A 15,095-nucleotide genomic window follows, 5' to 3' on the forward strand; every position below is an offset into this window, starting at 1 on the left:
TAAGTTTAAAATGCTTGATAGGGTGTGATGGGTTTTGGTGGTGTATATAGGCGGCTGGGAGAGTTGCCAAAATAGTATCTAAGATATAATTGCCCATTTACGGGTTGGTAAGCATTGGCTTTTTGCGCTGAAAAGTAACCACCAATAATCCAGTTTTGATTAAGTTTATATTCAACGGATGCTGCTAAACGATAGCCTAAACCGGCACTTTTATCGGCTGAAAATCGCGGGTTAATATCGGTTTGATCTGTTAATTGTTGAGCTTGTTGTTGTAAGTCTGCATGTTCAGGAAAATACGCTATCGTATCTTCTTTTGAGGTTGACCAAGAAGCAGTCGCAGTTAATTGATAACTGAGTTTAGCCCAATTACCCTGAAACGTTATTGGAATAGACGTTCCCCAGTAAGACTGCGGGCTATAATAGCCCCCATGACCAAAAGTTTCGCCACTTAAATTATGTTGGTAAGACCAATGTAATACATTACTGCCTAAATTAATTTCATGATTTACGCCCTGATAAAAGCGATAATATGTACCGCCCATAACCCTATAACTCTGATTAGATTTAACATTTTCTCCGCTATACTGATAGTAATCCACTAATCCCCAAAATCCCCAGCGGTTCCCCAAATCATGAGAAAGATTAACATTAAGGCCTGTGCGTCTAACACCGCCAAATACTTTGTTTGAGTAAGGGTCAGTTAATCCTGAATAAGCTAAAACAGAATCATTTAAGGCTTTTCGTTCAAGTTCAATGCCATAAGATAAATTTTGAATATTTCCTTGATACTCAATACCAAATAATAAATCATTTACTTTAAAGCCTGCAGGTGAAATCCCTAAATTAAATCGCCAGTTGGTACCTTGCCAACCCACAGCTAAATCAATCCCTTCATCTTGTTTTTTGTAAATTTGGTTAGCGCAATCTGACTGACACAGCAATCCAGTTCCCAAGTTATTAATACCTGTTTCGGACACGAGTTGAATCTCTGGATCTTGGATTTTTTCAAGATCTAATTTGGTAAAAAAATGACCTTGTTTAAAAGGTAACCAAAGGGCTAATGGTAAAGTTGATTGAGAAACTGATGCACCAGTATTGGTGCTGGTTTGACTAGACGCTTGTATTCCTAATTCAAACCAGGCTTCGTTTTTAATTTGCGCTTGTTTAATTTGGTTAAGGGTATTTTTATAATACCAAGTGTCGTTGTCTGCCTGTTGCGAAATTTTATTGCGCCACTGGTTAGCAAGTTGTGTTTGGTTTTCAGATTCGGCAACTTGAGTGGCCCAGTAAGTGAGCTCAAGATCATTTGGGTTTTGGGTAACCCATTGTTTGGAGATTGCTAATTTTTGTGTGTTATTCATTTTGGGCAATAGCTTGAGCGTTCGCTTTTTTTGATAAGCTGATAAGTTGCTTTTTTTGGCGATTATTGAATTTAAAATACGATGCTTGTTTGAATTTATTTGTGACTTATTCAAAGGTGATGCGTTTATCTCTGAATCATTTTCTAAATCAGTTTCTAAATAATCCAAAGCTAAATTAATGGGCAGCTCATCAGTTGAGTTTAATAAAGCGATATAGGGCTTTGCCTTATTTATTTTTTTATTGGTTAAATAGTATTGCGCCAACAGTTGCTTTGGCACTGGGCTGGCCGGATAATTATTGGCCAATTGTTCAATGCGCACTAGCTCTGATTGTTGGCTATGCTTGGCATAAAATTGATTCAATTGCCCCCAACTTTCAAGTTCTGCTTGGGTTGCATTGAAGCCCATCTCAAGCTGGGAAAAATGTTTTTTGAAAGCGGAGATATAACCTTCATTCAATAGCCAACTGCAATATTCCAGTTGCCAGCTTAATGGCAGCACATCTGCTAATTTATTCCACGGTTTAAGTTCGCTTTGAATTAATTTTATGGCTAAATACGCTTGATCATTGAGGTACGCGAGCTGAGCTAAATTTAATTTTTGTGATTGAGTGAAACCAGACGTTAAATGTGCAAACTCTGTTAGTGGTTTAGCTGAACGTTTAGGTGCTTCTATTATTTGCTGAGCTAAGTTTTGGTATTGAACTTGATGCCGATATTGCTTACTTAACTGAGTGATTGCAGGCGATTTTTGTTTAGATTGTTTCATCAACTCAACAGCTGATTGATAACGATTTTGGCTACCTAAAAACAATGCATTTGCATATACAAACTCGTTTAACTTAAGTGCTTTAGGGTATTGTTTTGTAAAAACCTGTTCAGCTTTTTGGATGTTATCTTGTTGAGCGTAAATTTTAGCTAAGTCAAAACTTAACCATGCTGGGTAAGTTAGCTTATCTATGCCCTCTGATAAAATGGAAATCGCCAGCCTTGTTTCATTATCAGCCAGTGCATTGGCTCCAGCTTCACGATACTTTTCGGCCATAATGCGGTTAAACTCAGTATTTATTTGTATCTTTTGCTGAGCCGATAATCCATTAAAAAATTTCCAAGCTTGTTTAATATCAGCTTTAGAGTTTAATAAATTGAGCATACCCAACTGAGCTAAAGCATGGTTAGGATTTTGTTTTAGGACAGTTTGAAATAGCTGTTTTGCTAAATTAGATTTGCCTTTAAGGCGTTCTATTTCTCCCTGATAATAAATGCTAGCAAGTTCACTAGGTTCAATTTTTTTTGCTTTAGTTAATATTTGTTGGGCTAAATCGAGATTATTATTATTTATTGCAATGCGGACCTTTGCTATTTGTTCCCAATATTTTGCTGTGTTGAGTAATAACCGCCAAGTATTAGCATCAAAAGCTTTTGGCGCTAAGTCTAGCGCTTTTAAATAATGGAATTGCGCTGTTTTGTGCTGCCCAGTTCGCATACTCAATAATGCTTGGCTGGCATGAATTTGTGCATCTTTTGGGTGGTGTTTAAGTGCTTTATCAAATAAAACTTGTGCTTGTTGATATAAACCTTGGTCAGATAATTGTTTGGCTTTGAACCAAGCGCGATAGCCAGGATCAGCAAGCTGCATTTGTTTATGCTGATAAGCTTGATTGAAATTACCGATAGCCAACTGTCCTTTTTCACTTTTTGGATAGTAAGTTTTATATAATTTAACCCATTGTTGGCTATTTTGAGTGTAGGGTAGGCGGTTAATTGCTCTTAACCAAATGTCTTCTGTATAAATTCGATACCGCTCGTCACGGGCATATTGCGTTAACGTTTGATAAGCACTTTGGTTATCGGGCGATTGTTTTAGTAAAAAATCAGCATAAGCTAAATCAAGCTCTGCTAAATTGGAAAATTCTTGTCTTAATTTTTGGTATCGTTGCTTCACTTTGGTATTAGAAGTGGTGCTTGCATCAAGCCATTTTAAATATTCAAGTTGATATTCAAGACCGGGTAAACCTTGGCTAAAAATGCGGTCGTAAAGCGCAACTGCTTTATCTGGTTGGCTGGTGATTGCCAATAATCGTGCCTCATTTATTGTTGGTTTTAACCGACCTAGGGTATCAATTAAAATTTGGGCTGTGGCCTGACATGAATTAGTTTGTGTTAGTTTTTTAAGTTGAGCAAGGGTTTGCCGCGCTAAAGTGAGTTGATTATTAGCAACCTGATAGCGAATTTTAGCGCAATAAGTTGGCGCTTGATGAGGTGATATTTGAATTAACTTATCAAGCGCATTTTTGGCCAGCGGGTCATCTTTTTGTAAAAGTGCACGCTTTAGTTGTTTCGTTAAAAATAGGGTAGGCTCTTTATCAATAGTGTAAGGTTCGGCTTTAATTTGAAAGCTCAAATTTAACCCTAAACCCAGCAGACAACCCGCAACGATTTGCGTTAACTTGCCTAACGTAATTAAACGGATATAGCTTAATTGCATGCTTTGTTAAGCCAATGAGGTATTGTTTCGCCCGCTTGATTAATGACAAACCTTTGGGTTAATACACTTTGAGAAAACAAGCTAAGCACAGAATCGTAGTATCTCCCTTTATTTTCACCAAACTGACCCGTGTTTATTTTTTCGATAAAACTTTTAAAAAACTCAGGTTTAAGCTCTTTAAGCATAGGTGCTACCGCCATTTGAAAACCGACAGGACCAACGCCTTGATAAGATAAATCAGTCGCAGAAATGTATTCAGGCATAAACCCTAACGATACGATTTTATCGGCTAAAGGCATAAAATGAGTATTTAATTGCTGTTTAATTGTGTCATTTTTAGTGTTCGGATTGGCGGTTATGTTAGGGCTTATATTATTCCAAAGGTAAACGCGAATCGCATTATAACTGCCTTGTTCGGTCGCGGATTTGTTGTAAAAAATACCTTTTTCTGGTGAATAATTTAGCCAATCAGCCGCAGCACCATTTTGTGTGCTTTTTAACAGTAATTGGGTACTGCTTTGATGTAATTTAGGCCAATGTGAATCTGGAAATCGTTTTGCAAAATACCGACTAATAAATAATGGTGAATAGCTTGGATTTAATTTAACTGAATTTTTATTTTCGAATCCGTAAGGCGCAGGTAATAATGTCCAACCCAAGGTGTCAATATAACTGACTTCTTCACGTAAAATACGCATTGCCATTACGCTGGCAAGTACATCGTAGTACCTGTCTTGCCATACGTTAGCTGCTTGAGCTAGGGTGTAAGCTATCCACAAGTCAGAATCTGATGCAGGATTTGAATCTAAAATTTGATACTGATCGTTTTTGTTTTTTCCCCATTTCCAAGCCGGTAATCGAGTACTTAAATCGCCTTCGGCTAGGTGTTGTTCTGTCCATTTTAATAGTCGATCAAATGCAGCTTTATCATTTGCGAGCAGTGCGAAAAACAATGCGTAAGACTGACCTTCAGAGGTCGTAATATCTTCTTTTGAGCCAAGGTCAATTACTCGACCTTGTTGGCTAATAAAATCTTGCTTAAAGCTTTGCCATTGTGGCCAATTGCAAGCCACAGGTTCAGATTTAACATTAAAACTCAATGCTAAAATAAGTGAAGTGATAGCATAAATTAGTTTGTTTTTAGCGGATAAAGGTTTCAACATTACTCATCTCCTTCGGCTAAACGTTTTGCCGTTAATACTTTTAATAAGCGCCAAATGATGACAGATAAAACCAATAAGACTAAAACTGATAGTAAGCCTAATATAACTGGATAATCTGACAGGTGATACCAAATTAATTGGTGGATGGGCAAGCTGCCAACATAATAATTATCGTCGGTTTGAATGTGGGTAATGCCATATTGATTAATGACATTGGCAGCGCCTTTGATTTTATTAAGCGACTCTTGCTGTTGAAAAATTTCTGTTGTTAGCTGATAACCAGCATTTGAATTGGCGTATAAAGCGACAACGGTTCGCTCGCTGTCGTACGGCGACTGAAAGCTTAAAATACTGGCTAAATCACCGCGACTTTTAAGCTCAATGTTAACTTTTTGCTCGGTCTGGCCAGGATATAAAGTCCTGTTGAGCTCGTTTTTGTATTGTGAAATTAAAATATCTGACTTTTTGCTGCCTTGTTTTATTAAACTTTTCGGCTGTCCAATAATCAATAAGTCGTAGTCGTCTGCTTTTATGTCGGATAAATCATTTTTAATTGTGATGTAGCTAGCCGGATAACCGGTAGAAGCACTCATATGGGCAATTGTATTGAATAATAAATCATATTCATTAACTGAGCGATTTTTGCCAATTAAAACTAAGGTCTGCTGTAGATCTGCATATTTGGTAAATGGAAAACCAGACTGTGCAAAAGCATGTAAATCGGGCATTTTAATATAATGTTCATAACCTGCTAAGCTTACGCTCGAATTTTCATCAATGCGGCCATAATTACTATCTTTAGGTGCAGCTGAACAGGCTCCGGATTTAGCAATTGCGAAGCTAAAGTCGAAGGTAAGCACATTATTGGCGCTGAGTTTAAAACTAGGTATTTCGATTGATTGCGTACTTTCACCGGGAGTAGGCTCGGCAAAAGGAATCGTTAAATTGCCTAAATTCCATTGGTCTTGATGGTACTCTTCTAGCATAAAGCCTTGCATAAATTGCCCATTAATTAACAAATTTAAGCGAGTATCTGTAATGCTTTTACTTGGTGTGTATCGATAGAGTAAATCTAAATCAACACCTTGGTCACGCCAAATAAATAAATCGGGGGCAAACCTTAGGTTCAATGAACGAGCAGCAGAGCCCATTCCTTTGACTTGAAGTTGATCTGGAAAGCTAATTAATTCTGAAAATTGAACTGTTTCACCACTGGTTATCCATCTGGGGGCATCATAAGCTTTGCGCTTTTCAATTAAAGGTGGCTGGCTAATTTCAACGCTTCGGCCCACCATAAGCTTACTGGCATGCGCTAAACTTAAAGCGGCTTGTTTAACTTGTTGTTCATCTTTACCAAGAATGAGTAATATTTTTTTGTATCTAAATTTAGGGTTAGAGATGATCTCAACGGTTGGTTTTTCTACCAGCGGGTAGTGTTGTAAAAAATCGGGGCGGCTCTGATTGTCTGCGATAACAACCGCATGCTGACTAGGAAGCTGGTTGATACTGGTTTTTATGTTAGATTTTCGCCAGTCGGCGAGTTGTCCAAACCAACTGCTAACAATAGCCGCACTTTCTAGTGTTGTTGTGCTTGGTTGCTGGCCAAATACGATGGGTAAATCTAACATTTTGTTTAAACTATCATAGAAAAAAGGTGCAGGTAATAATGCCAGCTCACTATCGACAGATAATGCTTGATAAGTTAAATTTAATTTAGAATTACGTGAGATTTCAGCCCAAATATTTTTATTAAAGTCGTCTTGACACTGCTCTGTATAGTAACCAACCAGCTCATATTTTATTTGATTATAATCTTTAAGCACATCAGCTTGTAGCGGAATAGACCAGTGTTGCTGTGAATTGAGCGCATTGGTATCGGTTTGTTTAGGTAAATCTAAAGTCGCCATTAAATAATCATTTAAATATAATTTTATATGCGATAATTCAGCCAACAGAGCGGGTGAGTAATTAATTGAAAAATCTAATGCGAGTTGGTTAACTAATGTATCTGGATGAATTGCAAACTCAGCAATGGCGTTAGGTGATGTTCCTGTCATTCGAGTGGTGACATTATTGAGCTCAGTTATATTTAGTGCCTGGTCATAGCGAGCGGCAGGTTCTGGGTAGCCTTGTTCAAAAATTGATTTATCCGCCATAGGCGTCAGCTGAGATGCATTTGTTTTTGCAATAAAAAGGATACTGAGCGTAATCCAAAGAGAGATTAATTTAATCATTTTAACTATATTCATTGTTCTGCTCTTTATTGGGCTGTTTGGGAAGAAAAGAGTAAATAAATTCACCCGTCGTCGTAAGCAATAAAACAAAAGGTTTAGCGACTTTAGGTGCATGAAATAACATGTTTTGTACGCCTCGCCAACTGGCACTGAGAATTTGTTTAAAGCTATAACTTGGTCTGTCATGTTGAAACTGTTTTTGCCAATCTAGCCATGCGTCCGCTCTTGAGAATGTCGCCAAGACAAACTCTTTTTGTTTTTCTAAAGGCATATCCATTAAGATAGCGCCTAGTTTATTATCTCGGGCATTAATAATTTTAATCGGAAAAACGGCTTGGCGATCGCTATACATGAGTAATAACTCAATTTCATCTCTGGCCAAAATAGTAAATTCGCTATTATCTAATAAGGTTAAACCGACACTTTTATCTGAATAGTCGGTTAATTCGCATAATAAAGTATGTCCGTTTTTAAGCCGGATATGTCCTTTAATTTTTGCCTTTATTCGATGCGAAGCTCGTATTTGTTTTGCTTCTGCGGCAACCGCGACTGCTGCGCCTAAAATAACTAAGTTATAAGCCGTCCAAGCCATACTAATAAGTAAAACGCCCATCTCGGCTGCATCTGCAAACCACAAACGAATAAATGCAAAAATGAAACCAATTAAATTGATACTAAACAAGATAAAAGAAGGTGTGGATATATTCCAATCGTAAAAGTCAGTTTCATTTAACCCACCTTTTTCGGTGACATTAAACTTACCTTTATGAGGGGCCATTAATGCTACTGTGGTGGGTTTTAAAATATACCAAGCCAATACAGACTCATATACTTCGCCCCAAAAAGAGTACCTGTATTTTCCTTGAATGCGTGAGTTGGTTATTTTTATTTGAATTAACGTAGGGATTACATACAGCATAATGGCTACGAACTCTGCATGAATAATATATGCATTAAAAAATATCAAGGCGAGTGGCGCTGTTAAAAATATAATTCGGGGAATACCTGCTAAAAAATGCAGCATAGCGTTTAAATAACAAAGCCGTTGCTTTAGTTTAAGGCCTTTACCGAGTAGGGGATTGTCTATTCTAAATATTTGTGCCATGCCGCGCGCCCAACGAATTCGTTGACCAACATGGGCCGATAAACTATCGGTTGCTAATCCCGCGGCTTGTGGCACGTTAATATAAGCGGTTTTGTATCCTTTACGCTGCATTCTAAGTGCTGTATGTGCATCTTCGGTTACGGTATCAAACGCAAATCCGCCAATTGATTCTAAAGCGGCTCGCTTTAAAACCGCACATGAACCACAGAAAAAAGTGGCATTCCACATGTCGTTACCATCTTGAATTAAGCCATAAAACAACATATTTTCATTAGGGACTTTGGCATGATTTTTTAGGTTTTTTTCAAACGGATCGGCAGAAAAAAAGTGATGTGGTGTTTGCACCATACAAACTTTTTTATCTTTTATAAATTGTCCAATTGTAAGCTGTAAAAATGAACGTGCTGGGATATGGTCACAATCGAAAATTGCAATATATTCACCTTGGGTATATTGCATTGCATGGTTCATATTACCGGCTTTGGCGTGGGTGTGCTCTTTACGGATAATATATCCAGCCCCCACAGATTCTGCAAATTCTTTAAAACTATCACGACAACCATCATCTAAAATGTATACATTTAGTTTATCTTTTGGCCAATCTAAACTTAGTGCAGCTAAGGTCGTTGGTCTAACCACATTTAATGGTTCATTATAAGTTGGAATATAGACATCAATGCTGGGCCAGCTGTCGCTATTTTCAGGTAGGGGTTCTACTGGTCGTTTTAATGGGTTGATTGTTTGGAAATAGCCAAGAATTAACACTATCCAAGCATAAGTTTCGGCAATGACTAAACCGATTCCTAATAGAATCGACTGCCAATCTTGCCAACCTAAGGTTTCGGTATAACGCCACCATAAATAGCGTGAAGAACTAATGACTGATAAGGTAATCATTATAATTGTGGCAAGCTGTCCGGGCACTTTTCTCATTGGGTAGGCAACCATTAAAATAAGCGCCATAAAAGCAGCTTGTGCCGGTATATCAAACGGCACACTAATAAAAATAAACAGTGCTAAACAAATCAAGCTTATTGAAAACCAGCGTGATAATTTATAACGCCATACTCGTTTAAGCCAGAGATGGCTTTTATAATTATTTTCTTTTAGCCAAATTCGGCCAAAATGCTGAACTATATAACGGTCGAATAATCTTATTTTTAGCCAAGTTTTTCTTAGGTTATAGTTTATTTTGGGCCACAGCAACGATTGCCTAGACTGTCTGAAAGTTAACAAATACAGGGTTTGTACAATAAATCGGACAGGGTCAAACAGACTAATTTTCTCGGGTTTTATTTGTGGATAATGGCGGTAAAATTGAGTTTTTAATTGCGCTTTGTTAACGACCCTGAAATTAATAAATAACGATAAAATATAAACCAGCAACGGCAGTAACAACGAGGTAATACGGGTTAAACGGTAGTCTTGAAATAAACGTGTGTACCTGAATTTATAAAGCCGAATATACTTAGGCTGAATAAACAAAGCGAGTAGTTGATAACCCAGAGTCCAATGTTTAGGGATGCCTAAAGATGCCCAAATCATGTCCTATCCTTGGAAATATTTCTCTGAGTAAGCAAATGAGCCAACCAAGCGGATAACCGTTCAAAATCGGCACGACAACTATTTGCCGGATAAAGAGCCACGGCTTGATTACCATGAGTAACTGCAACTTTGATGGCTTCATCAGTATTAATAAAAACCGGACTTAAGCAATCAAGTTGCTGGCGCCACAAAGTAAATAAATCAGATTCAACTTCAGAGTGCGCGTTATATCGGTTAATTAAAACATAGTGCTGTGCTTTATATTTCTGTTTATCCATAAAAAATTTTTGATACAAAAGACTGTGGCAAATACCGTCACAATTAGCTATCTCTAAAATAATATCGTTTGAGTTTAGATCTAACGCATTAAGTTGCTGACTTTGTCCTGCATCAAATAAAATCCAACTATTTTTAGGCAAATCAAGCTTACTACTACTATCAATAATAGTTTGCGCGCACAGCTTTGCTTGCTCGCCCAAAGATTCACCATAGGGCAATATATTAATATTGCTTTGGGTTTGATAAAAACAATATGGTAATGCTTCAAGGTCGTAGGCATTTTGCCAACCAATTTTTGATTGCCATGGAATTGCAAAATGCCGAGCAAGCTGGTTTTGTGAATCTAATTCAATAACTAAAGTTATTTCATTGCTATCGGCCAAACTTCGCGCTAAATTTGCGACCACTGAGCTAACCCCAGTACCGCCTTTAGTTCCGGTCACAAAAATCCGTTGATTCATCATATTATTTAGACTGAATGCACGTTAATATTTGGTGTACTAAAAAATACTTTTTCTCAATTTCTTTGGCTTGTTCATTACGTTTTAATTCAACAAAATTGATAGGCTTGATAAGCGCTTCGTTTAATTTTTGCCAATCATTTTGCTGATTTGGCACGACTTGCACAGGCTTGAAGTTTGTCATCTATTGCTCACTATATTCCCGGATATACCATCCAGTCGCGATTATTTAACTTGATATAGGGTTTATTTTTATAATTCATTAAAACAGCACTTTCGTTTTCAGCTACTAACTCAGTTTTTGGTAATTGATTGGTTAGCATGTTTAACGAAACAGAAGTATCAAATGCGTTCGAACTAATCGCTCTTTCTATTAACGTAGAAAGAGCGTAATGACTGTAACTGCCCTTGATGTAAAGCGGTGAGCTACGATTTGTTTGTTTGCCGATAAATTTAATAGCGACTGGCACGTTAACAATGTTTGGACTAGGGATTTCACGTAAACCAGAAAATTGCATTTTATCTCCTTTAAGTGCAGCGCCATGTTCAGGAATGACAATTAACATGGTAGGTCTTGCGTTTAATTCGATTTGTTCTATAAACTGCTTAATGTCAGTAAATAACATTTTTATTCTCAGGGTATAACTTTCAATATCATTCAATTTAGGCTGATTAATGACTTGGTTGCCATCGTGTAAAGTAATTGAATTATAGTACATAGCTTGAGGCTGATTTTTGTTTTTATGTGCACTTAACCATTGATTTAACAAGCTAATATCACGATATACAGGTGTATCATCAAAAGCATATTGTGCAATATCGTTATTTTTAAGTGGCGTCAGTTGGGCATTTAGATTGCCTTGATTTTGTAATAGACCAAGGAAATTATCAAAATGACCATCATGATTCATGGTTAAATTGGTTTGATAGCCCAGCTTCTTTAAATTTTCAAATAAGTAGCATTGGGTTTCATCGGTTTTTGAAAATAATTCTGAGTGGGGGACATGACCGCAGCTTGATCTTAAGATGCGCAGTGCTGCCGGCCCGCTGTATGAGGTTGCCGCATTAAACTGGTTAAAAACAATATCAAAGTCATTCAGTAATTTTTTTGAATCAACGCCTGCGGCTGTCAAATCAGCATTGGATAAAGAACAAATATTCAGTATCAAAATATCAAATGCCTGTTGGGGTAGCTCGTTTGGAATTATGTCAGGTAACGTTTTTTGCTGGCTATAAAATTGATTTAAAGCTTGCTCTGGCGAGTCTGCCTGTAAAGGGCTATTGATTTGTTGCCTAGGTTCATTTTGATTAACTAAATCGTTGGACTTATTTTGAACGCTTGTTTGCACGATTTGTTTGTCTTGAATGGCAGAAAATTGATTATAGGTAGGGATAATAATAAGCCCTAGCAAACTAAAGGTCGTAAATCTAACCCACTTTGAAAAATAAGCATAAGCTGTGGTCGCAATCATAATAGCGAAAACCATGCTCGTATCGATAAAGCGCCCAGTAAGATTAAATAAATAGTCTATGCTAAATTCTGAAAGCAATTCAAGATTACTGGCAAAGGTAGAAACAGGCGGCAGCCAAGATTCACTATAAATTAAGGTAATAGCGAAAAATACAGCCAAAGTGTGCTTGGCAGTATTAATATATGAGCTTGAAAAACTAATCATCAAAACACAAGCAAACGCCAAATTAGCAACGAAATTGATTTGGATGTAATGGTTTAAGTGTAGCCAGAGCTTAATTAAAAAATATAAATTCCATAAGCCCAACCCTGTAAATTGCCAGTATGGGTGTTGCTTACTCATGCTTTTTCCCTTTGTAAGGCTTAAGTAATTTGTGCTTAAAGCTCATTTGATAAATGAAACGTCGTATTTGATGTGTCGCATTTTTAGAAACGAGACAAAAAACAAAACCAAAGAAAAATGAAATTACAATCACAAGAATGAGCTCAACAATATTCATTCAACCGCCTTAAACTTTAAAGGAGATAAAAAAGGTTCATCGGGTATTTTTACGTTTGGACTGTTCATTAGTTCAATTTCGAATGCATCATATACATTATCCATCACCAATTTATGGCTTAAATATTTTGAAAGATCAGCTTCATGTTTTAATTCGCTATTGGCCAGTAACTGGCGGCAAAATCGCTGAACATCCAAATGTGATGTGGTAATGGATTTTGCGAGAAAAAAATCATCAATGTCTAAATAAAATAAATGTTCTAGCGCGGTTTGTACATCATTGGCTCGACAAGCACTCAAATACAATACAATTTCATCTTGATAATTTGAAAAAAAATCGCCATTACGTTTTAAATGGATCATTTTTAATGCATGGACAGGCCGAGCACTAGGCAGCAGGGTAAGACGCACTAAAGCTGCGGAAACAGAAAGACTGTCTGCATTTTCACTACTGCGGATCACCTCTTCACAAAATTGATGAATACTACGATAGCCAAATGATTTGCTTGATTCAATTTTATCGGAAATAAAGCTAAATTTTTCTGGTAACTCACGGGTAAATTTGAACCCTTGAATTGATTGAATTCTTGATATGAAACGGGAGGCTTGATTAAAGTCGTATAAAATTAAATTAACACCCGCAAGGTAAAAAATACTTTCGTCTTTGTGTCTAACCATGCCTTCTATATTTTGCAGCACAATTTTAAGCCAAGCACCTTGCGTTTTTCGCAGTGTGTAGCAAATTTTAGCCAAATCAATAACAGACTGATCTTTGTTTATTGTGAAAACGACAGTAGCAGAAGATAATTGTTTGGCAACCTCATACAACTGCTCGTTATTTTTTACTCGTCGATAGTTTTCTGGGATTTGCTCAAACGAATCAACAGCAGTTTCAACTACCCAAACTTCATTTTCATCTAATTGTTGGTTATCGAATTCAGTAGATTCTGATTCAGATGGAGCAACATAAGATGACAATTTAAATAAATTTTCATCAAAATACAGTTTGAATTTTTGATTGTATATTAATCCACTCACTTGATGCCAAAAAGACAAATTTAATAGTTGTGAGCCTGAATAACGGCTGATATTTAAAAGACCACTAATAGTTTTTGAGTAAGTGAAGAGACGTTCCGTTAATGCACGATTAGAGGCACCAGTTATGAGTATGATTAAATTTAGCTGCCAGTTAACAGCTTGCCGATTGAAATAATTTATAATGTTTTCTAACTCCGTTTCATCAGTCGCATTTAACACTGCCCCCGAGAGATGAATAACACAGTTAGCGTGCTTGAATTGTGGGTAAACTTTTAGCTCTTTAAACAGTTGCTGAAAATACTTCAAGCTAAAATTTTCTTTATTTGTCTTTGCAGTTTCAAAAAAATGTAATCGCTTATGCTGTTCTAAGAGCTTAAACGTATCAATGTCAGGCTTTTGAATCGACTCAATGACAATATCAAGATCTTCTGAGATAACGAATAAATCGTGTTGTTTAGACAATATCGATTTTAATAAATTATTAATTAAAAATCCTGATTGGGTGACTTGCTCCGATAATAAAAAATAATGGTTTGCATGAGAAAAATTAATACTGCTTGGTGTATCGAAACTGCCCAAACCATACATGCGAAATCCTAGGTAACGTATTTAAAATTATAGTATTTTTATTCTAGAGTAATTTCTTTGTTTTACAAACTGATGCAGTTCATATAATTAGAATAAAAATCCAAATTTTTAATTGAAGTTTTAAATGAGTTAATTATTTAACAGGTGAGGAGCATGTACATACCTAGATTTAATTTAACATAATATACATTATAGGCTTTTTAGAGTGTGCTTTAGGCTTATGCCTTTAGAGCAATTCATTTAAATATTGGCTCATTTTGTTTTGCATATCCTCGAACGATTGGTTTTTATTATGTTTGTTGTCTTTGCAAGCTTGAATATAAACCATTTTAAGTGTATTTGTGATTAAGCTCTGTTGCTCTGAATTAAGTTTTTTTACAAATACTTTAAATGCATCTTGGGTTGATAAGCCCGAGGTTGGGTTTTCATCTGAAAAATCTTTCAATATAGCTTGGCTTGCGTTATCTGGCTGGGTTAAATACTCGATGAGTTCGTTGTAATTATCCAAACCATGCAGAGTTAATAACCTCGATAAACGAGATATGGTATTTTCGTTAATGCTGAAAGTACTACGTCGATTTTTTTTATTATATTTATAATTTGCGTATTTAGATGCTAAACGCCTTTGGTACTCAGGTAGCATTAGCGGCTTAAGTTTTTGTAGTGCCTGCTTGTAGTCAAGCTGTAAAATAGCTTCAATAAATGCTCTTTCGGGCGGTGTTTGCAAAAAAGCGTGATCAGGAAAGTAGTCTAAATATTTTGAGTTGGTCAAAATAGATTGGACAAAAATAGGCCAAAATGTGGCATTCTCTTCAATTTTAGAAATCATAATTTATCGTATGTGATTTTTAAATGTTTTGTATT

9 protein-coding genes are annotated in these 15,095 nt (G+C 36.5%); all 9 read right to left on the reverse strand.

The window, feature by feature from the left end; genetic code table 11:
- Window positions 1-5: 5 nt before the first annotated feature.
- Window positions 6-3,848 carry a cellulose biosynthesis protein BcsC gene (locus tag OLW01_RS17205; RefSeq protein ID WP_268077266.1) on the reverse strand — a complete coding sequence of 1,281 codons (3,843 nt, stop codon included), beginning with the start codon at window positions 3,846-3,848 and terminating at the stop codon, window positions 6-8.
- Entirely contained in the window at window positions 3,839-5,011 is a 1,173-nt protein-coding gene (gene bcsZ / locus OLW01_RS17210) for a cellulose synthase complex periplasmic endoglucanase BcsZ (protein WP_268077267.1), read from the reverse strand. The genes OLW01_RS17205 and bcsZ overlap by 10 nt, the downstream gene beginning before the upstream one ends.
- On the reverse strand, window positions 5,011-7,260 hold the full coding sequence (gene bcsB, locus OLW01_RS17215; protein ID WP_268077268.1) for a cellulose biosynthesis cyclic di-GMP-binding regulatory protein BcsB: 2,250 nt from the start codon (window positions 7,258-7,260) through the stop codon (window positions 5,011-5,013). The genes bcsZ and bcsB overlap by 1 nt, the downstream gene beginning before the upstream one ends.
- Entirely contained in the window at window positions 7,247-9,895 is a 2,649-nt protein-coding gene (gene bcsA / locus OLW01_RS17220) for a UDP-forming cellulose synthase catalytic subunit (protein ID WP_268077269.1), read from the reverse strand. Before bcsA ends, bcsB begins: the two co-directional genes overlap by 14 nt.
- Window positions 9,892-10,638 (reverse strand): cellulose biosynthesis protein BcsQ, encoded by a 747-nt coding sequence (bcsQ, locus tag OLW01_RS17225; protein ID WP_268077270.1) that lies wholly within the window; start codon window positions 10,636-10,638, stop codon window positions 9,892-9,894. Before bcsQ ends, bcsA begins: the two co-directional genes overlap by 4 nt.
- 1 nt (window position 10,639) lies before the next feature.
- The gene (locus OLW01_RS17230; protein ID WP_268077271.1) at window positions 10,640-10,819 is read right to left on the reverse strand and encodes a hypothetical protein; all 180 of its coding nucleotides are present in this window, start codon (window positions 10,817-10,819) and stop codon (window positions 10,640-10,642) included.
- Between the two features lie 10 nt (window positions 10,820-10,829).
- Window positions 10,830-12,449, reverse strand: coding sequence for a cellulose biosynthesis protein BcsG (bcsG, locus tag OLW01_RS17235; protein ID WP_268077272.1), 1,620 nt, complete (start codon window positions 12,447-12,449; stop codon window positions 10,830-10,832).
- 153 nt (window positions 12,450-12,602) lie between these two features.
- Window positions 12,603-14,231 carry a cellulose biosynthesis protein BcsE gene (gene bcsE / locus OLW01_RS17240; RefSeq protein ID WP_268077273.1) on the reverse strand — a complete coding sequence of 543 codons (1,629 nt, stop codon included), beginning with the start codon at window positions 14,229-14,231 and terminating at the stop codon, window positions 12,603-12,605.
- Between the two features lie 226 nt (window positions 14,232-14,457).
- Window positions 14,458-15,060: a hypothetical protein gene (locus OLW01_RS17245; protein WP_268077274.1), complete on the reverse strand. Its 603-nt coding sequence runs from the start codon at window positions 15,058-15,060 to the stop codon at window positions 14,458-14,460.
- Window positions 15,061-15,095 lie beyond the last annotated feature (35 nt).

Origin of the sequence: Catenovulum adriaticum (assembly GCF_026725475.1) — a bacterium.
In the GTDB taxonomy this organism is placed as follows: domain Bacteria; phylum Pseudomonadota; class Gammaproteobacteria; order Enterobacterales; family Alteromonadaceae; genus Catenovulum; species Catenovulum adriaticum.

Bases quoted from the DNA above. Each gene is read 5' to 3' on its own strand.
- OLW01_RS17205 (WP_268077266.1), bottom strand. From the start codon at position 3,848: ATGCAATTAAGCTATATCCGTTTAATTACGTTAGGCAAGTTAACGCAA.
- bcsZ (WP_268077267.1), bottom strand. From the start codon at position 5,011: ATGTTGAAACCTTTATCCGCTAAAAACAAACTAATTTATGCTATCACT.
- bcsB (WP_268077268.1), bottom strand. From the start codon at position 7,260: ATGAATATAGTTAAAATGATTAAATTAATCTCTCTTTGGATTACGCTC.
- bcsA (WP_268077269.1), bottom strand. From the start codon at position 9,895: ATGATTTGGGCATCTTTAGGCATCCCTAAACATTGGACTCTGGGTTAT.
- bcsQ (WP_268077270.1), bottom strand. From the start codon at position 10,638: ATGATGAATCAACGGATTTTTGTGACCGGAACTAAAGGCGGTACTGGG.
- OLW01_RS17230 (WP_268077271.1), bottom strand. From the start codon at position 10,819: ATGACAAACTTCAAGCCTGTGCAAGTCGTGCCAAATCAGCAAAATGAT.
- bcsG (WP_268077272.1), bottom strand. From the start codon at position 12,449: ATGAGTAAGCAACACCCATACTGGCAATTTACAGGGTTGGGCTTATGG.
- bcsE (WP_268077273.1), bottom strand. From the start codon at position 14,231: ATGTATGGTTTGGGCAGTTTCGATACACCAAGCAGTATTAATTTTTCT.
- OLW01_RS17245 (WP_268077274.1), bottom strand. From the start codon at position 15,060: ATGATTTCTAAAATTGAAGAGAATGCCACATTTTGGCCTATTTTTGTC.